Below are 23,115 nucleotides of genomic sequence, written 5' to 3'. Positions count from 1 at the left end.
GTTACAAGTCTAATATAGTGTTAACCTTGACAATGCATTGAATTAAATTCTTCTACCCTGTAGAAGATAAGATTGTATTTGAATGCTAACCTATCTCAGAAAAATCAAAGTCAGGTTTGTGAATAGGTCTCATGCCTCTCCCTGTTACTGTTTCCACATTACTAGCATTATCACACTGAGAGTAAAGAAAATTATGCTAGGCAGCAGGGCACCTAAGATGGGAGGAGTGTGGCAAATCAAACTAAGTAGTCCGAAAATCTGATTTAGTATATAAAATACAAAACCCAATATAACACCCATAACTACCCTGATGCTCATGGCTGCGTGCTGAAAAGGGCCAAAAATAAAAGATATTGCCATGAGCATCATTACCACTAAAGATAATGGTTGAAAAATTTTTTCCCACATACTGAATGTATAACGCATACTTGGTTGACCGGTTTGCTGAAAATACTTTGCATAACTATATAGTCCTCTAATAGATAATGTCTCTGGACTAAGAGCAAGCACTTGTAGTTTACTGGGTATCAACGAAGTGTGCCAATCTTGATGCAATTTATGAGTATGTTTAACTTGTGTTACATTGCTAAGATCGGCTTCATCAACTTGTTCTAATATCCAAAATTTTTTATTTGTATTATATTTAGCAGATACTGCATATTTTATAATTTTCAGGTGTCTGGTCTTATCAAAACAGTAAATGTTAACGCCAACAATATAATTGGGGCTGTAAATATTTTTAATAAACACAAAATTTTCGTTATCTATGGCCCATACCTCGTTGTAATTAGGGCGAAGTTCTGCATGCGTTAGCCTGCTATCTCGGTAATTACGCGCTATCTGCTCTCCAAGAGGAGCGATAAATTCACCAATAACCATCATGATAAATATAAGAGGAATAGTAATTTTCATTACTGATTCTACAATTCTTATACGAGTAAAACCAGAGGCTTGCATTGCAATTAGCTCTTTGTACTGCATAAGTGCGCCTAATCCTATTACAGCGCCTAGCAGACCCGCCATTGGAAAAAATACTTCAATATCCTTAGGTATACTGAGTATTGTATATAAAAGAGCACTAGGTGCAGTATACGTGCCTTGTCCGATTTTTCTTAATTGATCGACAAATTTAATTATACTAGAGAGAGATACCAATACAAAAAGTGTTGCGAGAATATTATAAAATATTGTTTTACAAATATACTTATCAAGTATACTAAGCATGCTAAATTATATCTCTGCAGATAAAGCGTTCACGCAATCGACGAACAGGCATAGTATCCCAGATATTTAATATTATACCTATTCCTAAATAGGTCAGGTTAATCAACCACATCGAGAGTGCAGGGTTAAGATAACCTTTTTTACCACTAGATTGCATTAAGCTTTGCAGTAGAAAAAAGGCGAGATATAAAAGAATCGCTGGTAACATTGAAAGTAAGCGTCCATGTCGGGCATTGACTGTACTGAGCGGTACAGCTATTAATCCCATAGCAAATACTGAGAATACTAGTGTTAAACGCCAGTGCAGTTCACTGCGGTAGTCAGGTTTTTTCATATCAGAAAGCCATAAAGCAGGAAAGCTCATTTGTTCAGTATTACAGATGCTTTGGTTAATGCGTGGAGGATAAATTATTGCCTGATAATTCTTAAAACTTGTAATCCGAAAATCATCAAATAATACAGTTCCCTCGAATTGTACTCCGTTATTTAGTGTGATTATTTGAGCACCATCCTCTCTGCGCTTTATGTGTCCATATTCTGCAGTAACAATATAAGGTCGACTGTTCCCTTTTTGGTGTAATTGTGTAAGAAAAATTTCTTTAAGAGAATTATCTCTGATTGCTTGAACAAAGAATACTATATTTCCGTTAGCTAATTTTTGAAATTGCCCTGGAATTAATGATCGTTCACTAAGAGTCATCCTTGCATTTTGTATCATCGTGTATTGGTATCGCGCAGACCAGGGTCCTATCCAGCCACTATTAATAGATGCTATTAACATAGTTAGCAGTATGATGCTCATAGTAGCTTGCATTAGTATGCGTTTACCTAGGCCACAAGCGTGCATTACAATGATTTCGTGATCACTATATAGCCTGCCTAGTGTAATTAAAATAGCTAAAACTAAACTTAACGGTAGGATTAGCTGTGCCATGATTGGTATACTAAGACCTAATCCTGTGAGCACTATATTAATTGGGATATCACTTGCTACTGTAGATCCCAGTATTTTTACTAATTTTTGACAAAAGAAAACTAAGAATAGAATAAATAAGATGGTTGTTTGGGTTTTCAGTATTTCCCTAACTAAGTATCGAGTAATAATCACACGAATGATGCTTATAAAAACTTGCTTTTGTTAGAAGAATGTCTAGTCTGATCGAATCTATTGTGCATGCATTGTTTATTGTAGAATACAAGGCTATGCTTCTCATACGCTGTAGTAAGGTGTAATGTTTTAGTTACACCGGTTAGACTTTAGTGATTGTCTCAAGATAATCACTAGTACAAGCACCCATTAATCTTATAAAATAAAACCATATTTTACAAGATTGAGGCAGATCAGGATAGCTGTAGGTTTATTTAGAATAATCGATTACATTATCTTGTTATTGAGTAGGACTGCGGTCAAAAAATGTGATTTGATTCATACTGAACATGATTTAGATAGAGATTACTATAGTTTAGTATATAAATTGTATTGATCATATCTTTACTGTATGTGTATGTCATGTAATAGACATACTCTTGGTTTAGCGTGCTGATTGTTCTAGTTTAATATTGATCTGTATATTTTACATGATTTTTCTGCAGTACTATATGATATAGCACACTTTAGGTCACACCAGATACAAGATTGTATTATAAATGACCGTGATTGAAGGTATAATGCTTCAATATCTTAGTATTTAACAAATTAATGATATGATATGAGTAACTATTTTAGATTATTAGAATAGTGTTATGTAGGTTATAAAATTCTGAGTAGATGCATCTCTGATTAAGTGTGCCTCTAATTTTATCTCACTGATTTATTATAGAGCAGTGTGGATTAGTATGGTTTAACTATGTAATTTATCAAGATGCTCAAGATGCTCAAGATGATAGATAATATCTGGCATACGTAACAGTTGCTCGCATTGCAGTATGTCGCAAGCTACAGAATAGCTCATGATGACGCTGTCTGTATCATTGGCGCATATAAAGGATTTGATTATGCAATACAATTTCTAGGGCGATATGGCTTAGATTCTACTAATAATGATAACCTAATAACTAGTAGAGAAATAGTAAAAGAAGCCATCTAATTTTCATTTTACCGCAATTTTATGCTTATTGTAAACTGTTTTTTTGCAATTACCCCGACGAAATTCTGATACGTGACATGCTCAATGCAGCGCGTGATTCATCAAGAAAGGAGCCGTGTTATAAATACTATTTATATTTTAAATTATGCTGCATACAAGAGATGTTAGTAAAGTGTTTGTTGTGTCTTTTCTGCCTGTATGCGCTGATAAATCTCTTCACGATGCACTGAAATTTTTTGAGGAGCATTAACACCAATACGTATCTGATTACCTTTAACTCCTAGCACAGTAACAGTTACTTCATCACCAATCATCAGGGTTTCACCAACTCGACGAGTTAGAATAAGCATAGTTTTCTCCTAAACAGATTCATATAGTTGTTACACTGGGTTTCGAGAGTTCTAAACGTATTAGAATACTACATTATATGCTAGATTAGACGCTGTAGTCTTAAATGTATACTATACTGTCTTCTGCCACTGCTTAAGGCCGAATATAGATCAAAGGCTATATCATAACCCTAACAGTATATATCATACTGTCTGGTTTTTTAGGATTCTTCAGAGCATGGTTTTCTGAGCACCGTGGCAGGTTTTGTTATATCATAAGATATTTTATTACAAAATATATTTTATAGGTTAATGAATGTTCGACAGAATACATGGTTTATCTTGTGACTATGTTACTACTTGATTTATCTATGCTAGATAGCATAGCATTTCTAGAGAATCTTGCACTTTACAAGAGAAAGCTACATGATAATTAATGTGAGACGCGGCATAAAAATAAACATATTGCTTTGTCGATGTATTAAATAAAAAACCCCCCTTATTAGATTATTTTAATTTTATCTGAAATCCATGATTTTACGTTAGTTAAAGCTGTAGGTAAAGCCTCTATATTTACACCGGTTGCCTGCGCTAGATGTTGGCTTCCACCGCCCTTTCCATGAATCTGTTTCGCCAGGTACTTCAGAAGCTCAGTAGCTGTAGTATGATGAGTTAGATCTTTGGTTACACCAGTAACTAGAGATACTTTTCCGTTCGAAATAGTTGCTAATACAATAATTGCTGAGCCTAAGTGGTGTTTGAGATTATCTACTAAGATACGTAGTATTTTAGGTTCTGAGACGTTTACATGACTGATTACTATTTGAATATTTTTTATTTCTATAGCCTTTTTTCTCAGTAGCAGGCTTTCTTGTATAGCTTGTTGATGCTGTAGATTCTGAGTTTTTTTTTCCAAAGTTTGTACACAGTCTATAAGGGAGCTCACTTTTTTATATAGATTGCGGTGATTGACTCTGAGCAGTTGAGCAATGTCTGATAATGCGTCGTATGGATGATATATTTTTGATAATGCCTCTTCTCCAGTTACGGCTTCAATGCGTCTCACCCCTGATGCACTACCTGATTCAGAGGTAATATGAAAAAGACCTATATCGCCCGTACGCTGAGCATGCGTGCCCCCACAAAGCTCTATAGAAAAGTCATCTATTTTTAAAACTCGTACATATTGGTCGTATTTTTCAGTAAATAAAGCCATCGCTCCAAGAGTTATCGCTTTATTTAGTTCCATTATATGTACCTCAATAGGCAAGTTTCGACGAATTTGTTTATTCACTATTGCTTCAACTTCACGAGTCTCTGCTTGCGTCATAGGTTGATCATATGAAAAATCAAAACGTAAGTATTGTGCATTAATTAAGGACCCTTTTTGCGTAACTTTTGGACCCAGAATTAAGCGTAAAGCAGCTTGCAATAGGTGAGTGGCTGAATGATTTAGGCGAATACTTATCTGATTTTCTTTATCAACTTGCGCTAGCACTGTATCGCCTTTACTCAGTCTTCCATGAGTAAGTGTACCGATATGACCAATGGCCTGAGCATATTTTTTTGTATTTTTAATTATAAAACAGGTATGATTATGGGCTGTTAGAGTGCCTTGATCGCCAACTTGCCCACCACCTTCAGGATAGAATGGGGTACAATCAAGAATAATGACACCATCTTGCCCGGCATAGATAGTATCTACTATTTCTTCATTAACTATAACAATAGAAATGACTGCATTTAGTTGTAGGCAATCATAACCTTTGAATTCAGATTTATGAGTAATATAGAGCACATTGTTATAATTAGTATGAAAACCACTTGCGTTTCTTGCTCGCTGGCGTTGTTCTTTCATTGCAAGCGTAAAACCCACTTTATCTACGCTTATGTGACGCTCACGGCATATATCTTCCACTAATTCTATCGGAAACCCAAATGTGTCATATAGGCGGAATAGCGTCTCACCATTAAGTGTATCGTCTGATGTCTTACTTAGTTCTTGATTTAATAGAAAAAGTCCCTTTTCTAGTGTTTTGTCGCATTTTTCTTCTTCAGTTTTCAAAACTTGTTCCACTTTATTTTGATACCGCTTCAGGGTTTCCGCCGATTCATCCATTACATGAATCAATGGAGATACTAGCTTACAAAAGAAGCCTTTTTGTGCACCCAAAGTGTATCCGTGACGTACAGCTCTGCGGATCAGACGACGCAATACATAAGAGCGATTCTCATTTGATGGTAATACGCCATCTGCAATGAGAAACGCACATGATCTAATATGATCTGCAATAACGTGTAAAGATTTATCGTGAATTTTTGTAGTGCCTGTAATTTGAATGATTGATTGAATTAGCTTTTGAAATAGATCAATGTTATAATTTGAGTGAACATTTTGAAGAACTGCTGTAATACGTTCTAGTCCCATTCCCGTATCGACCGCTGGCATCGGTAGAGGTATCATGGTGCCATTAGATTTACGATTAAACTGCATAAAAACAAGATTCCATATCTCAATATAACGGTCACCACCCTCATCTGTGCTTCCTGGTAGGCCTCCTTTAATGTGCGCACCGTGGTCGAAGAATATTTCAGAGCATGGTCCACAAGGACCTGTTTCGCTCATTTGCCAGAAGTTATCTGAGGCATAAGCACTGCCTCTATTATCACCGATCCGTATAATACGTTCGAGCGGTAAGCCAATTTTTTTTTCCCAAATTTTAAAAGTGTCATGATCGTCTGCATATACTGTGACTAATAATTTATCCTTTGGTAAACCAAACCATTTTGAGCTAGTCAGTAATTCCCATGCAAGTGAGATAGCCTCTTGTTTAAAATAATCCCCAAAGCTAAAGTTGCCAAGCATTTCAAAAAATGTATGGTGACGCGCAGTATAGCCTACCTTTTCTAGGTCATTATGTTTACCGCCGACTCTCAAGCAACGTTGAGCAGTAGTTATACGAGTATATTTTGGTTTTTTCTGACCAAGAAAAATATCCTTAAATTGATTCATACCAGCATTAGTAAATAATAGCGTTGTATCGTCAGGCAGTATCAGTGGGCTGCTAGTAATAATCTGATGACCCTTGCTGTGGAAAAAATTAAGAAATTCTTGACGAATTTGTGAAGTACTTTTAATCATATGTATTCCAGGTGATATTGATGCATACTGCAGAATTTATTGTGCGTTATATAATAAATAAAACAAGATCGAAAGTAGACCACTATGACTGTAGTCATATCGAATACTTACTAAGCGTATTAAAAATTTCACATCACATATAGTGGGTGCATTGTACAAGATGGATATGTTTTGTATAAAATTTATATTTTGTTAGTTGTTTATACAGTGTTTTGTGAATCCTTGTTGAAAAGACAGGTGCACGCATTAAACAAGAATCAATAGTTATTGTATATAATACATATTTTTAGTTGAGTGTTTAGTGAATTAAACGATATATTTTCATTTATATAACATAAATCTATAAATATATAGAGATAGATCGTCGTCTATATTACACTGTGCATTAGTAGACGTAATTACGTTTATGGAGCATTATTTCAAATAAGATCTTTATCTAGATGTATCGTGTGTGAAATCCGTTAAATAGCTGAGTATCTCGAAATATTCTTTGATGTCGTTAGCTAATAATAGCATATAGTTTATCGATTAACTATATGCTATAGATAAGTCTCCTTAATAGTACAAAACAAGTAAATTATAAGTAATATGGTGTTATTCACTAGAGATAAAGAACATCGTGATGATACCAAAAAAGTGAATTGCTTCTTCTGAATCTATGACAATAGGTTAAGTATAGCAGTTATAGAAACTGATCTAGAATGGAATACGAGGTCAGGCATTGTATTTTTCATTTATGAATCAGGTGTGTTTCTCATAGGCAGGTGCAAACATCTTAATCTCTATTCTTGAAGAGATTTCCCATAAAGTTTGGGTGGTACGAGCAGCGCGATAGTTTTTACTGTAAATATCCCCAGCCTCTATTTGTCTAAAATAGATGGAAGTAACTATATGAGAGTAGGTCCTATTGCGATGCTTAATGCGCATTAGAGTAGAAACAATGCATAGTTTCTGAGTATGAAATATTGTGCGTACGATAATCTATCCAAATTTTACAAATCTATGTATTATAATAGCACATTATAGAAATATTAGGTATTTAAAACTTTTAAGTATTGTATGCTTATTCTGTATGAACTACTTTATTGATATAATCAGTATAATTGATATAATCAGTATATAAATAGTACTTTTGTCGGTTGTCTGCTGAAATCACTTATAAACATGTGGGTATATTTGACTTTAAGAGATGTCTTACGCATGCTCTAAGATTGGTGTACTATATTTATAGCTGTCTTACTTTGCTATAAATTTCTAATTTAGATAGGTTAATAATGTCGGGAATAATATTCAGACAACAATGGATGGCGCTGATTAGAATACTTGATGTTATCAACATTACAGGATGTATCATCTTTATTATTGTATAGTAAGTGAATTTCGTGATCTTCTGTTTTGGATAAGCAGAATAATGTATCTTAATGATTTTCGAGCATTGGTTGAACCTGGATCTAATAATATACCTCAATTCTATGCATAAACTGTCTACAGTTCAATATACTCAGTAGTCATTGTCTTACGTCTAAATCAAGTATTGCACAGTGTAACTTTATTAAATTGGAAGAGTTTTATGCTAAATCTGTCTTATACACAAGAGGTCTTACGTCGACGTACGTTTGCCATTATTTCTCATCCGGATGCCGGTAAAACCACCATTACTGAAAAGGTGCTGTTATTTGGACAAGTATTAAAAATTGCCGCTACAGTTAAAGGTTCTAGCTCTAATAAATATAGTAGATCTGATTGGATGAATATAGAAAAGCAGCGCGGCATTTCCGTGACCACCTCTGTAATGCAATTTTTTTACAGAAGTATCTTAATTAATCTTCTGGATACCCCAGGACATGAAGATTTTTCTGAAGATACCTATCGAACTTTGACAGCAGTAGATTGTTGTCTAATGCTGATAGATTCTGCAAAAGGTGTAGAGGGGCGAACCCGCCAGCTTATGGATGTCACTCGATTGCGTAATACACCGATTATTACTTTTATGAATAAAGTAGATCGTAATATTCGCGATCCTATGGAGGTCCTAGACGAAGTAGAAAGCAACCTTAAAATTGCCTGCGCTCCGATAACTTGGCCAATAGGCTGTGGTAAATCATTTAAAGGAATCTACCATCTACATCAGGATATCATATATCTTTATCAATCTGGTCAGGGCCATATTATTCAAAAAGTAAATAAAATTCAAGGTCTGTATAATCCAGATCTAGACAGTACGATTGGTGAGGATTTTGCAGATCAACTGAGAAACGATCTAGCATTAATTCATGGTGCATCCTACGCATTTAATGACAAGGCATTTAGAGTTGGTGCGCTAACTCCAGTATTTTTTGGCACTGCATTAGGTAATTTTGGCGTTGATCACATGCTTGAAGGGGTTATCGAATGGGCACCATCCCCGATGCCACGGTATACAAATTTACGTACTGTAACCGCGCATGAGGCAAAGTTTAGCGGTTTTGTATTTAAGATTCAAGCTAATATGGATCCAAGACATCGTGATCGAGTAGCTTTTATGCGCGTGGTCTCTGGAAAGTATAAAAAAGGAATGAAATTACATCAGGTTAGAACTGGGAAAGATCTCATGATTGCTTATGCCATGACCTTTATGGCCGGTGACCGTTTACAGGCTGTTGAGGCATATCCAGGTGATATAATTGGATTGCATAACCATGGTACAATTCATATAGGAGACACCTTTACAGAAGGTGAAAAAATACAGTTTACTGGTATTCCAAATTTTGCTCCAGAACTTTTTCGTCGAATTTCTCTTCGCGACCCCCTGAAGCAGAAGCAACTTTTCAAGGGTTTAATGCAGCTCTCAGAAGAGGGTGCTGTACAAATATTTCGACCGGTATGTAACAATGATTTAATTGTTGGAGCAATAGGTGCGCTACAATTTGATGTAGTCGCTTCACGCCTAAAAAGTGAATATAACGTCAATGCAGTGTATAAAATAACAAATATCATCACTGCGCGATGGATAACGTGTAATGATAATAAAATGTTTACGCAATTTCGGTATGATTATGAGCATAATTTAGCTATTGATGGTGCTGGTCATTTAACCTATCTCGCTACTAGTATGGTGAAACTGAAGATGACTAAAGAGCGTTATCCAGATGTTATTTTTTTAACGACTCGCGAGCATTAGTTTGCAGATATATTTTGTGCCCACATACTTAAAGAGAGTGGTAAAAATTCTCTTTTATTTTGATTAGCTATAAATATTGTTACCATATTCTGTATGGTTATATATAGTAGCAATACTATCTACTATTATGACAATAAAATACTATTTACACTAACCAAAAAATATATTTATGTACAGGAATAAGATTGTAATTAGATAATGATAAACATTATTCTATCTACTACATGAACGCATATTCATATTATATGCATATAATATGAATATATTTCATAATTGATATCCTAGTGTACAAGCTTTTAGTTTTATAAACGCAACCAAATGATCGTTTAGTCTATGATTAGTTTGCGTCACTATGATTATTGAGTTGCGTCATATTTGTATATTGTCAGCATGCACAATAAATATCGTTATAGAGTTTTTGCTCAATATAATTAGGTATACCTCTATTATTATAGCATCATTCTTTATGCTGTATCTAATATTTATCTGATAAAGATATCAATCTATACATTTTATCATGATATTACGCAGATTAGAAACATAGGAAGTGGAAGGATCTTAAAGAGAATTATTTTTTATGTACAAGCTGTTCACAGAATTCACTATACTTTAACCTAGCTAATAGGATAATAACAGAAATATGTCAAAATTGATTTTTTGTGATTACCTAATAGGTCTTATATATAGGATATTGCCTAAGTAAGTATTTTTAATAAATATGTCAATAGGAGACTAGTATGCTCTTAATTGATGTTTGGCAGATAGTGTATAACGAATAGTTATCCTAATATAAAAGTATTCTTCTCAAGAATTGTGATATACATAGATAAAATATTTTCTGCGTCTCTTAAGACATGTAAGAGATGACGTCATATTAGAAAAGCGCTCTCTACTTACTAGAGATTAGCTATACTACTAATGCTTTGGTGTGTAGATGAAAGCTACATAATATAATTAAGATTAGTAGATCTTCCTTACTGTCATCGCCTATTGCAAATGCAATTCAGATAATTTTACAAACAATGACATTCTCGAATCACTATTTAAAATTGCTTGGGTATTTTGATGTATAAATTAATCGGGTGATTGTTTGGGTAGTTATTTATATCGGAGATTTAACAGATTCTCTTTGAAAGAGAAACTGTATATGAGACGCAACATATAACCATATAAAGTTTACACAAATGGTCTTAATGTATCAAATAAGATGCACAGATGAGCACTACTCATAATAGGTGTATCGCATATGTCAATAAAAATTCTTAAAAACATAATTATGCGTGAAATGAACTGTATATATTTAGTACGCAGAAGCTTATCATGATGAATTTATCTTGTCATTGTGATGCTTATTTAGGAATATTTAAAGAAGATTTTTTTCGTGCCGTTATAGGGCGATATATTTCAACACGATCACCATCATGAAGTCTATCATTCAAGTTGACCAACTGATTAAAAATACCAACTTTATTTTTCTGTAGATTGATATCTGGACGTAAGTCCAGAATACCAGAGGCTGTAATAGCTTCTTCCACACTGCTATCCGGCATGAGCTCTACACGATAAAGGTATTGCTTGTTTGGTAAAGCATAAACAACATCAACTAAAATATTAGACAGCGTAAACCTCGCTTGCACGTTGACTGAAAGCTTTCAGTAAGTTGCTACTAAGTTTTTTACATATCCTATTGAACGCTAACTCCATAAATATATGATTAAACTCTACATGCAAATGAAATGTTATTTGGCAAGTCTCTGGAGCTTGAGCACTAAAATTCCAAATACCATTGAGCTGCCGAAACGGTCCCTGCAGTAATTGTATATGAATACTATGATTACGAGTTAATATATTTCGAGTTACCAAGGTTTGGCGCATAATTCCTACTGTAAAAATATCCATGGCGGCAATAATTTGAATAGGGTTTGAGTCGAGAACCCGACTACTAATACATCCTGATAAAAATTTTGGATAACTGTCTATGTCATTCACTAGAGCATACATTTTTGTAGCGCTAAACGGCACACATAAAGAACAGCTTATTTTGTTCATACTCATTCCATGAATGTTTTGTCAGTTCCAATTATAACCGCAACGGTCATGAGTGATTACTTGAAATATCTTACACCTTCTCGTAAGGTTATGTCCTTAGAAAGAGATATTTTGTTTAGTGTGTTAGTAAATGGTTACAATAGTACTATGAATGTTAGCTAATTAGAGATTTAAGCTAATTCCTGAATATTTTAAATGCTGTCTGTATATGATACATATCTGGTATCTTTTATATTTTTTTAATATTAAGATAAATATCTTATATTTTTGCATTTTTAAAACAATGATTTGTAGCATGGCACGAAAAGTATATGACACTAGTTTTTCACTAAACAGACAGTATGTCTTATACCAATAAGATCTTATGTTGTTATATCTTCTGACAGGGAATGGATTCATTACTTCTATTGTATAGAAGTTTATATATTTTTTCGATATCTTTTGATTGCGTTGAGTTCAGTCATACAGCATATTTTCTTATTATACTGAGGTTTGAGGTTTTATGCTACCTGTAATGCAAGTCGCGTTATATATTAGCACGAAGTAATTTCTATTAAGTATCATAAATAGATAATATTACAGTAATTATTGCTGTTGTATAGTATAGTGACGATTAGTAGGATAAGGTATACTTCTTTATATAGTCAAAATATAGTCAAATAAATTTTACATACCTCAATAGTTATAGTCTGGATATATATATCAGTAGACTTGGAGATACTGATATGCCTAATTTGATTATAGATCTTATATGTAAAAATCTTAATAGTAATTAAATACATAATATGTGCCTTGTTAGCACCTAGACTATTCATACTAACCATAGGTATTGCTAGTGAGGTATTGCTAGTGGTGCTGCCTTTATGAAAAAACTACATCAACCCAGCTGTATCCCAATTGCTATAAATAAACACGCTCATTACTCATATTCAATTGAAAAAGAGTTTGAGGCCGGATTACTATTAAAAGGGTGGGAAGTCAAAGCTCTTCGCGTTGGGCAAGTCAATATTAGAGAAAGTTATATCCTTGTGCATAGTAAAGAGGCTTTTTTAATTGGCTCAATTATTTCAGCTCTTTATATAGTTTCACCATATATGCAATGCGACGAAAGACGTGCTCGTAAGTTACTTCTTAGTAAGCAGGAGCTGCATGTGCTCTCTAATATAATTCAGAGGCACGGTTATAGCGTGATTGCGTTATCAATGTATTGGAAAAATGCATGGGCCAAACTGAAGATCGGTGCAGGGAAAGGTAAAAAGCAATACGACAAGCGAGAAGAAATTAAAGAACGCGATTGGAAGCTAGAGCAAAGACGAATGATAAAAAAATTTATAGTTACATAGTGCAATATTCACGAAATAGATATACTATACTATAATAGTATATGGGGCTGATTATGGATTCGACAGGATATGTGAAACTCTAGGAGCATGCCGAGGGGCGGTTTGCCTCGTTAAAAGCCGTAAAAAAATAGTTGCAAATGATGATAACTTTTCGCCTTCTGCGTTAGCAGCGTAATTAGTCTAATAAACTAAAGGTGTCTTCTCTCCTAGCCTATTCTCTTTAGGACGGGATCAAGAGAGGTCAGGCCAATAAAGAGATCGCGCATGAACCTTGCTTAGGGCAATTGCGTTAAATAAAGTTAAGCTGGTTTTTAGGTGGCGTGTCAGTTCGCAACTTATTAACGACAACAATAACTAGACTAAGCATGTAGTTCTGATAGCAGAACAATTCTGGACGCGGGTTCAACTCCCGCCAGCTCCACCAAGATGCTTCTAAAGCATCACTAACCCACTTAAAATATGCATTCCGTTAGACCTAAAATAGGTTATATAAATTTTACATTTTATATTCTATGGTTAGTTTTACTAAATATCTTGAATTTATCTCTATAGTTCTTAGTTTATCTCTATAGTTGCGGTCCCTCTGAGTCCAACCTGGAGATCAAGTATTTTTGCAGTTTAGAGTACTTATTGAATGTTAGTAACATGATGTTAAAATATACTAAAGGGGTCTATAGTAAACAATAGAAACACATTATATGTGTAGATAACAATAATTGTTCTTAATAGTTATTCTTGAATGTGCTTTGCTTGTCCGTATACATGTCTTTTGACAGTATTAAAGTTTTATACATTATAGATATGTATTAATTCATACATATCTATATAGGAATAGATGATCTATATAGGAATAGATGAAATATGAGAAGTATATATCTAAATATTATTGTTCTTACAAATTGGCTCCCCTTAATGGTTGCTGTGATATAAGTTACTGCTATTGTGATAGTCTATGGAGACTGTAATAGAATCACGTTCTGTATCTTAACAGATACAATACACAAGATATAAACTCAATGGTATACCGGTGCGCTAATGAATAATTAGCCCTCAAGGTATTTATAATAAGATTTTATCTTTTGCACTTTTTGTTATTGTTAATAACAATATGGTTTTTATCTGCATATCTTAAGTAATTTGAATCATAATTAATCTCTTTGATCAATCAAGTTATATCCATCCTCAGCATTCTTAATGATAACTTATGGATTTATTAAAACCTATACCATTTAATTATACCATTTAATATATACTACTGATCATGCTGCTTCATTGAAATGCAAAACATTTCATTCTATAGTCATTCTTGGATTAAAAGCAGTATAGTAGTTAACATATATAGTTATAAATTAAGAACATTCTGCTAAAATATGCCCCATACTTATTCATTAAAGCGGTTTCTGTTATTGATGAAAATATTAATCTAAGATAGTGATTATTTTCTTTGCATTCTACCCAGTTAAGATACGCATAGAATATAACTTTAATTTTACTATAGAATACAGTAATATTATTATTAAGATTGATCAATGTGTTGCTATGTATACAAGGATCACAGTCACAATGCAAGATATCATACAACAACGAAAAATTTTAAAAATTGTATGTCATGATACAGCAGGTTTAATCACGAAAATTACTGATATCTGCTATCAGAATAAATTTAATATTTTACAGAATAATGTATTTGTTGATCACAACACTGCTTGTTTCTTTATGCGTACTGAATTAGTAGGTCGATTTTATTATAAAGACAGTTTTTTTCAAGATCTTAATGCCGCTCTTCCAGATGGTTCGCAGTATGCGCTGCACGATACTGAGCGCCGGAAGATTATTATTTTGGTCAGTCAAGAAGTTCATTGCTTAGGTGATCTTTTAATAAAAAGCGCTTATGGTGAATTAGACGTTGATATTTCTGCAGTAATCGGAAATCATAAAAGATTAAGTCAGTTAGTGTATGGTTTTGGTGTACCTTTTATTTTTTCCACGCATGAAGGTTTAACGCGTTTAGCGCAAGAAAATAATATCGCAAATAGTATTAATCTTTATCAACCTGATTATATAGTACTTGCGAAGTATATGCGCGTGTTAACACCAGATTTTTTACGTCGTTATCCTAACAAGATTATTAATATTCACCATTCTTTACTGCCTGCATTTACAGGTTCACGTCCGTATCAGCAGGCCTATGCTCGTGGTGTTAAAATTATCGGTGCTACTGCACATTATGTAACAAATCAGTTAGATGCTGGACCTATCATCATGCAAGATGCGATCTCTGTCGATCATAGTTATTCAGTAGAAGATATGATGCGAGCGGGTCATGATGTTGAAAAAAATGTACTTAGTCGTGCATTGTATAAAATTTTGACGCATCGGGTTTTTATACATGGCAATCGTACTATTGTGCTGTAATAATAAAATTATTATTATAGGTGGATGTAGCTCTATAGTGTATTGCATACATGCAATACCAGTAAATTTCTTAATAATATCGCATAATGATTAATGATTTATGTTCGATTCATAGATCGTTGTTTCATCAACACACTATAACTATATATCTAATCATAGTAATATATAAAATATTACACTAAATTTATACTTGAAGATTTTTAAAAAATGTATTGTAGGTGATCTTAAGGCGATATAGATATTGCAAAATTATTGACTTAGTTGATGGAGTCTATATAATACTGCTATTATCAGTATCATACAGGGTGATTAGCTCAGTTGGTAGAGCACCTCCTTTACACGGAGGGGGTCGGCGGTTCGAGCCCGTCATTACCCACCATCTAGGGTCGTTAGCTCAGTTGGTAGAGCAGTTGACTTTTAATCAATTGGTCGCAGGTTCAAGTCCTGCACGACCCATCATACATTGTAGTTACAGACAATCTAGATAAAAATTGTATTTAACATCTATCGGAAAATAGTGAATTTTAACCGATTTTAACCGAAATCACTAACATTCCACCAGTTTAACTAAATTCACATGTATACATAAAATACATATTTATTTATTACAACATTGCATCAGATTAAAAGTATGTATTGTTTTAAAAATCGGGATGAAATAAATAAGTACTAAAAGCTAAAAGTATTAGCAAAATATTAGCAAGAAAAGTAGTTTCTCTAATAATATATCTATATCTTATCATCTTCATGATCATAATTTATGTGCTTTTAGTAATTTTTGAATCATCTAACTTTTTCTTTAATAAGAAACGCACAGAAGTAAATTTATAATTTATAAGAAATTTGAGGAATTCGCTAACACTTGTGAGAAATAGCAATTTTAGAGGGTTATGACTGAATAGTCATAGTCAAACCTATATATCTTAGTACTTTTTTAGACTAAAAGAATGTAGTGCCTTCTGAAATTTTTTTTGAAATGCATCATAACTAAAGTGAGATCTAGTATATCGCTGCGCGTTATGACTAAATTTTCGATAGCGTTTTGGCACTATTAACTGTTCTACTGCATTAGCACATTCAATATGTGATAATAGTTTTGGTTGAACTAAAACATCAGAAACAGGATCATACACATGATAAGAAAAATTAATTTTTATCCCCGATAAGTTCTGGTGGTGTTTTATAGATACTGTTGGATAAATTCCAATTCCGCAAACACCATCACATATCACTTCTGGTTGACCATCAATGATAGGAAAAATTACTGGAATTCCATAATATAATGCCTCCATACAAGATAATCCGAAAGATTCAGTAATGGGCGTACTCATGTAAATATCTACGCGATTAAAAAAAACAGACATATTTTCTTGAAAACCACTAAATCTGACGTAATTATTTAACTCTAGTTTGTTTGCTAAGCGCTGCAATTCTTCTTGCTCTGGACCTTGTCCAGCGATTTCTAGAATTATATTATGCCCGCGGCAAATTAATTCATGTAGTGTCAATATAGAGACACTAATACCCTTCAGGCTTACTAAACGTGATGCGGTCCCAAGTCTTACTGGTTCAGTAAGTGATTTTGCTATATGATTAATACCAATAGGAGTTATCAGGCGGTTGAGAACTACAAGATGAGCACACGGAAGATTAAAGCGTAATTCCATAACTCTTTTTGATGCTTGAGACACTGAAATGACACCATCTAGCATACCAAAAAAGCGCATTGTCTTAGAATTTATTGTATATCGCCATGATGAGCCATGATCATAGTATAGGAGTTTAGTATTTTTTGGTTTAATGAAGAATTCAGGAATCAAATCCCACACAATAACACAATCAGCAGATATTTTAGAAATTTTCCATGATAGCCAATATTTTCTTAAAATTTTTGGACAACGTATAGGTAGATTATTAAATAATCGGTTAGCAAAATATACTTTTTTCTCTATAAGATGATGTTGAATCTCGGTACCAACATGATTGCTTATACATAGAATTATATTCTTCTTATCAGAAGAAGCCTTGATATATTGTAGTAATAAGCGTTCAACCCCACCCATTTGTTCTAGATTAATCACATGAATTTGTTTCATACAAGCAACCGCTCCAGAATTAATTGAACTTTTTCAGGGGTTATTTCTGCCATGTTTTTCTTTACTGCAAGCATTGCAATTTGATTAGGACCGTATCCACCCACCAAATCTACATTAGTGGGTCCATACAAAGTAATAGTCGGGCGACTGAGAGCAGCAGCGAGGTGACTTAATCCTGTATCTACGGAGATTATTGCTTTAGCTCCTACTAGTATATGCGCAATTTCCTCTAGCATTAGTTTAGGCAAGACCTCTACGTAACCAAACCCCCTTGCGAGCCTTTGAGCGCGCAAGAATTCATGGTGAGCCCCCCATGGTAATTTTATGGTTAACCCTGTAGATTGTAACAAGGCGATAAGCTTTCTCCAGTGGTTTTCGGGCCACTGTTTGCTCTCTTTTGTAGTGGCATGCAAAAAAACTAGATAGTGATTGCTTTCTATTGGTTGATTTTTTGTAAATCGTTGTAGAATACCATAATCACCTATTGTTGTTGGTAGTGTATAGTGCAAGCTTTGTGCAAATAGGCTGCGTATGCGCTGTACGGCATGTTGTTTTTTATTGACAGCATAACGCTTATCATACCACCAGCTAGCAACAGGTTCTCGTATGCTGTAAATATCACATCCGTGTTTCACACCTTTAGTAAAACGACTTATTAGCGCAGCGCTTTTTATTAAGCCCTGAGCATCGATAACCGCATCGTAAGAATGATGCTGTACGGACTGTTTAAAATTGATACGTTCCTTGCGGATTAGACTTTTAAACCAATTTTTTCGCCAGCGACGGATCGCTACTGGAATAACGCGAGAAACCGCCGGATGCCAGGCAGGAATCTCAGAAAAGTTCTCTTCTACGACCCATTCGCAACAGATATCAGGAAAAATCAACTTGGCGTCGGTTAATGCAGGTAGTGAATGGACTACATCTCCCATGGAGGAAGTTTTAATCATTAAAACCCGCATTTATACTCCTAAAGTGTGGTGTAGTAGTTTAAACTCCATCATAACCCGCTCTGGTGTGATCCTGATCAGGCTGGGATGATATTCTTCATGGATTCTCCCCTTTTTTCTTGGAAAACAGCTACTCTCTAAAGAGATGATTCTAGATTTTTTTGATAAAGGCGGGGTAAATTTAGGATTACTTGGGCCATACAGCGCAATCAATGGACGATCCAGTGCGGCAGCGATATGCATCAGCCCAGAATCATTACTAATGACAGTATGACAGCAGGATAGAAGAACTACAGCTTGTGTTAGATCAGTGTTACCAGAAAGGTTGTAATAATATTGTTTAATCTCTTGAGAGAGATGAAGGAAAATCCGCTCCCCGGTAATACGATCTTTAGTGGAGCCAAACAGCAGGATCTGATATCCTTTTCTAATTAAAGATTCCGCTAGTTGTGCGTAATGATAATGTGGCCATTTTTTAAAAGAACTATATTCGGCTCCAGGACAAAATCCAATGATCGGTCGTTGTGAATGTATTTTAAAAGCATCAAGAGTTATCTGTTTTTCATAGTCTTCTACGTTCAGTGTTGGCATGCATAACGGTTGCGGCAGGTCTCTACTACTATTCATCCTGGATTTATGATAACATAACGCTATGTAACGCTGCACCATAAGTGGAAAGGCAGTAGCGTTCAATACACGCATATCATTAAGTAACCCATAACGCATTTCACCTCTCCATCCTATTCGACGTGGAATCTTAGCGAAGAAAGGAATAAGCGCAGATTTAAATGAACCTGGTAGAACAAAGGCTCGATCATAATGCTTTGAGCGTAGTATCTGACCTAAACGCCAACGTGCAGACAGTTTCATGACACCGTGCTCTAACGGTAAAAGTAATGATTCATTAACTTCTGGCATTCTCAAAAGCAAAGGATGACACCAAGAAGGAGCTATTACATCGATAACCGTATGAGGGTTGCGACTTTTGAGAGTACGATAGAGGCTCTGTGACATCATCATGTCACCAATCCAGGAAGGTCCTATCACTAGAATTTTCATCTCTTCAGCGCTCACTATACTGAATGTTGTAACCATTTCATGTAATTTGTAATACCTTTAGAAAAAGCTTGAAATGGTTTTGGATAACCTGCTTCTCTTAGTTTTGTCAGATCTGCTTGTGTAAAATCTTGATAGTATCCCCTGAGCCTTTCTGGAAAGGGAATGTAGTCAATCACGCTGTTTTGATAAAATCCTAGCATAAAATAAGCTATTTCTTGGAAAGATACCGCTTGACCAGATCCACAATTAAAAATACCTGATATAGAGTTTTCTAGACACCATAGATTTACTGATGCTACATCTTTAACATAAATAAAATCTCGTTTAAACTCATTACTACCGATAAATAACTGAGCATTTTTTTTAGTTTTTAGCTGTTTATAGAGATGTAGAACTATACTAGCCATGTCTTTTTTATGGGTTTCACGTTCTCCATAGACGTTGAAATATCGTAAGCCACATATCTGTGATTCTACTTTTGGCAGAATTTTTCGGACATAATGGTCAAAAAGCATCTTAGAGTATCCATATATATTCAGCGGTCTCTCGTATGGGCGTTCTTCAATAAACTTACAGGTATTATGACCGTAGATTGAGGCAGAAGAAGCGTATAAAAATGGAATATGATCTTTAAGGCACCAATGAAGGAGTTCTTTTGAGTATTGGTAGTTGTTATCCATCATGTATTGGCCATTCCATTCGGTGGTAGAGGAACATGCACCTTCGTGGAACACCGCTTCTATATTACGAAAGTGATTTTTATTTTTTGCAATAGCAATTCGAAAATCTATCTTATCGATATAGTCAGCAATATCAAGATCTGATAAATTGAAAGATTTAGTACCATCTTTGAGATTATCAACTACCAAAATATCTGTGCACCCCTGACTGTTTAAAGCATCAATAATATTGCTTCCAATAAATCCCGCACCGCCTGTAACAATTATCATAGATTTTACCTTATACACTGCTAGCATAGGATTTTAGAATATTTATTCTAATGATTGTTGTATAATCTTTCTCATTGTGCGATTAAAGGTAGATTCCGCTGCGGTATCTATATCTTAATTTGTATTAAGAGAAGCAAATGATTATACAAAAATATTGTTTAGCTAATCATGCTAGCACTCTGGATAAACATAACCCTGATTAGAGTTATGCAATAAAATCTTACGTTTAACATACTTATTGCATGAGTAGGTAAATTAAGTTATCACCACGTTTAATACTTAATGCAAGTACCGTAGGTTTATTATCAAGCGCCTTTTTTAGCTCAGTTATGTTAGTAATGGGTTGTTGATTTACCCCAAGAATCACATCATTTCTTTTGAGTCCTATGCGTGCTGCAGCTGATCCTGATTTGAGGGTCTCAACTTGAACCCCTTTAATATCTTTTGTATTGTAATTTCTGAGATCTGCGCCCTCAATGCCATCATAAATACTACCAGAGGACACTCTTTCTGTATTGCTTTCCTGTAAAGCTAGATTAATCTTTATTAGCTTGCCATTACGTATTAATCCAAGCTCTATAGTGGTTCCTACTGGAAGAGAGCCAATTTGGGCGCGTAGAGCTGCAAAACTAGAGATTGATTTATTATTGATTAATATAATCACATCTCCTGCATGAATTCCAGCTCTATCTGCAGAAGACTGAGATAAGACTTGACTCACAAAAGCGCCGCGCTGAACATTTACTTTAATTGCTTTGGCAAGTTCCGAGTTTAACTCTGTTCCAATAATTCCTAATTCCCCTCTCTTGACTTGACCATACGCAATCATTTGGTTACATAGATTTTTTACCATATTTGATGGAATAGCGAATCCAATACCAATATTACCACCATCTGGAGCTAGAATAGCAGTGTTAATTCCAATCAACTCGCCATTTATATTCACCAGTGCACCGCCTGAGTTTCCCCGGTTAATTGCAGCGTCAGTTTGAATGAAATTTTCATAGTTTTCAGTGTTTAATCCGCTTCTACCGAGAGCAGAAATAATCCCTGAGGTTGCAGTTTCACCAAGACCATACGGATTACCAATAGCTACGGTGTAATCCCCTACGTGCAAACCATCAGAGTCTGCTATTGTAATTGCCGTTAAATTCTTAGCCCCTCGAATCTGAATTAAAGCAATATCAGAACGAGGATCTTTACCGATCACTTTAGCATCATATTTTTCTCCACCACTAAGTTGTACTTGAATTCTTGTAGCGTTATCTAGCACATGATTATTTGTGACTATGTAGCCCTTTATGGAGTCAATGACAACGCCAGAACCGAGAGATCGAAATTTTTGCGGGGGAATTTCTATGCTATAATTATCATTAGAGTTATTGCCTGGACATAATGGTGATCCAAGAAAGGGAGATCCTTCCTGACATAATGGTGAAGGTCCACCAAAGAAAGGTTGAAATTGCTGCATAGGTTCTACTTTACGCATCATTGTGCCTTCGATATTAACGCTGACAACTGATGGCATAACTTTCTCTAGCATAGGAGCTAGACTTGTTAATTGTACAGAATTAACAGAATGCCAAAGATTTTTAGGATTATCTGTGGCTGCCAGAACTGGTAGAACTAAATTTAGACCTACAACTAATGTGTGTAAAAGTAAAATCTTTTTTTTCATCATGATATTTCTCTAGTGATTTTATGCAGTCGTAAGAAAGGTGTATTCTACATAAGACACTTAATATTTATAATAAATGAATATTTTTAGCATAATAAGCATTAGTATATGCATACTATTTATGCATCACAACAGTTGAATGTAGTTAGTACTACCTACGTTCATTCCATTAAAGAGATTCTATGGTACTCTGCAACCTAGATATGCATGAGCTCTCAATATCTTACTGAGATTACATCAGAGTCAGTAATATTCAAAAATTAGCACACTATAGTATGTTAACGATATTTTGGTTAAGTATTCAAAATCTGTAGCTTACTGTATAGAAATTTTTTCTTTACAGGTGATATTGTTCATGTGTTCAGTTTGAATACAATAGTGACATGTATAGTATTGTATTAAGTGTGTATATTCCCATACAGATTGCACGTTAGCTTTTAAAGAATAGAATATTTTTATAAGCTTCATTATGAAGTCTTAGTATCTTAAGGATTTCTTAATGAGATAGATATAACTTTTAAAGTATTTTGACATGATTCCTGTAGGTATTGCATCAATACTTATGGTTAAGTTCGTTCACCAAGAGGCTGTTAGCATAAACAATTTTTATAGCGCTTATACAGCCTGTCGTGT

14 protein-coding genes, 2 tRNA genes and 1 other RNA gene are annotated in these 23,115 nt (G+C 34.5%); 6 read left to right on the top strand and 11 right to left on the bottom strand.

The genetic code is table 11. The features are described 5' to 3' along the window. Window positions 1-144: 144 nt before the first annotated feature. The 4 genes from lptG to alaS form a co-directional block, all read right to left on the bottom strand. Window positions 145-1,224, bottom strand: coding sequence for an LPS export ABC transporter permease LptG (lptG, locus tag CIPSTX3056_RS02890; RefSeq protein WP_072666427.1), 1,080 nt, complete (start codon window positions 1,222-1,224; stop codon window positions 145-147). A gap of 1 nt (window position 1,225) precedes the next feature. Continuing rightward, entirely contained in the window at window positions 1,226-2,332 is a 1,107-nt protein-coding gene (lptF, locus tag CIPSTX3056_RS02885; RefSeq protein ID WP_072666426.1) for an LPS export ABC transporter permease LptF, read from the bottom strand. Between the two features lie 1,143 nt (window positions 2,333-3,475). Beyond that, window positions 3,476-3,661 carry a carbon storage regulator CsrA gene (gene csrA / locus CIPSTX3056_RS02880; RefSeq protein ID WP_072666425.1) on the bottom strand — a complete coding sequence of 62 codons (186 nt, stop codon included), beginning with the start codon at window positions 3,659-3,661 and terminating at the stop codon, window positions 3,476-3,478. Between the two features lie 481 nt (window positions 3,662-4,142). Then, on the bottom strand, window positions 4,143-6,782 hold the full coding sequence (alaS, locus tag CIPSTX3056_RS02875; RefSeq protein WP_072666424.1) for an alanine--tRNA ligase: 2,640 nt from the start codon (window positions 6,780-6,782) through the stop codon (window positions 4,143-4,145). 1,570 nt (window positions 6,783-8,352) lie between these two features. Between alaS and prfC the strand changes: the two genes are divergently transcribed. Then, window positions 8,353-9,942, top strand: coding sequence for a peptide chain release factor 3 (gene prfC / locus CIPSTX3056_RS02870; RefSeq protein ID WP_072666423.1), 1,590 nt, complete (start codon window positions 8,353-8,355; stop codon window positions 9,940-9,942). 1,349 nt (window positions 9,943-11,291) lie between these two features. Here the strand turns inward: prfC and CIPSTX3056_RS02865 are convergent. Together CIPSTX3056_RS02865 and CIPSTX3056_RS02860 are read right to left on the bottom strand one after the other, a co-directional pair. Continuing rightward, window positions 11,292-11,561 (bottom strand): RnfH family protein, encoded by a 270-nt coding sequence (locus CIPSTX3056_RS02865; protein WP_072666540.1) that lies wholly within the window; start codon window positions 11,559-11,561, stop codon window positions 11,292-11,294. Next, the gene (locus tag CIPSTX3056_RS02860; protein ID WP_072666422.1) at window positions 11,554-11,991 is read right to left on the bottom strand and encodes an SRPBCC family protein; all 438 of its coding nucleotides are present in this window, start codon (window positions 11,989-11,991) and stop codon (window positions 11,554-11,556) included. Before CIPSTX3056_RS02860 ends, CIPSTX3056_RS02865 begins: the two co-directional genes overlap by 8 nt. An 863-nt stretch (window positions 11,992-12,854) precedes the next feature. Between CIPSTX3056_RS02860 and smpB the strand changes: the two genes are divergently transcribed. From smpB to CIPSTX3056_RS02835, 5 genes are all read left to right on the top strand, one after another. Next, entirely contained in the window at window positions 12,855-13,334 is a 480-nt protein-coding gene (gene smpB / locus CIPSTX3056_RS02855; RefSeq protein ID WP_072666421.1) for an SsrA-binding protein SmpB, read from the top strand. Between the two features lie 43 nt (window positions 13,335-13,377). Further along, window positions 13,378-13,758, top strand: a transfer-messenger RNA (tmRNA) gene (ssrA, locus tag CIPSTX3056_RS02850). Window positions 13,759-14,897: 1,139 nt separating this feature from the next. Beyond that, window positions 14,898-15,749, top strand: coding sequence for a formyltetrahydrofolate deformylase (gene purU, locus CIPSTX3056_RS02845; RefSeq protein WP_072666420.1), 852 nt, complete (start codon window positions 14,898-14,900; stop codon window positions 15,747-15,749). A 303-nt stretch (window positions 15,750-16,052) separates the two neighbouring features. After that, window positions 16,053-16,128, top strand: a tRNA-Val gene (locus tag CIPSTX3056_RS02840). Window positions 16,129-16,132: 4 nt separating this feature from the next. Then, window positions 16,133-16,205, top strand: a tRNA-Lys gene (locus CIPSTX3056_RS02835). A 467-nt stretch (window positions 16,206-16,672) separates the two neighbouring features. Here CIPSTX3056_RS02835 and CIPSTX3056_RS02830 read toward each other — a convergent pair. The 5 genes from CIPSTX3056_RS02830 to degP all read right to left on the bottom strand — a co-directional run bounded on the left by CIPSTX3056_RS02830 (window position 16,673) and on the right by degP (window position 22,482). Next, window positions 16,673-17,845: a glycosyltransferase gene (locus tag CIPSTX3056_RS02830; protein ID WP_072666419.1), complete on the bottom strand. Its 1,173-nt coding sequence runs from the start codon at window positions 17,843-17,845 to the stop codon at window positions 16,673-16,675. Continuing rightward, complete coding sequence (gene rfaC, locus CIPSTX3056_RS02825; protein WP_072666418.1) at window positions 17,842-18,807, bottom strand: lipopolysaccharide heptosyltransferase RfaC; 966 nt, start codon at window positions 18,805-18,807, stop codon at window positions 17,842-17,844. Before rfaC ends, CIPSTX3056_RS02830 begins: the two co-directional genes overlap by 4 nt. After that, window positions 18,808-19,854 carry a lipopolysaccharide heptosyltransferase II gene (gene waaF, locus CIPSTX3056_RS02820; protein ID WP_072666539.1) on the bottom strand — a complete coding sequence of 349 codons (1,047 nt, stop codon included), beginning with the start codon at window positions 19,852-19,854 and terminating at the stop codon, window positions 18,808-18,810. A 14-nt stretch (window positions 19,855-19,868) separates the two neighbouring features. Then, window positions 19,869-20,804 carry an ADP-glyceromanno-heptose 6-epimerase gene (rfaD, locus tag CIPSTX3056_RS02815; RefSeq protein ID WP_072666417.1) on the bottom strand — a complete coding sequence of 312 codons (936 nt, stop codon included), beginning with the start codon at window positions 20,802-20,804 and terminating at the stop codon, window positions 19,869-19,871. A gap of 235 nt (window positions 20,805-21,039) precedes the next feature. Further along, entirely contained in the window at window positions 21,040-22,482 is a 1,443-nt protein-coding gene (degP, locus tag CIPSTX3056_RS02810) for a serine endoprotease DegP (protein WP_072666538.1), read from the bottom strand. Window positions 22,483-23,115: the final 633 nt, after the last annotated feature.

The organism is Candidatus Erwinia haradaeae, from assembly GCF_900698965.1.
GTDB lineage: Bacteria > Pseudomonadota > Gammaproteobacteria > Enterobacterales > Enterobacteriaceae > Erwinia_E > Erwinia_E haradaeae_A.
This window is presented reverse-complemented; position numbering and strand designations above follow the sequence as displayed.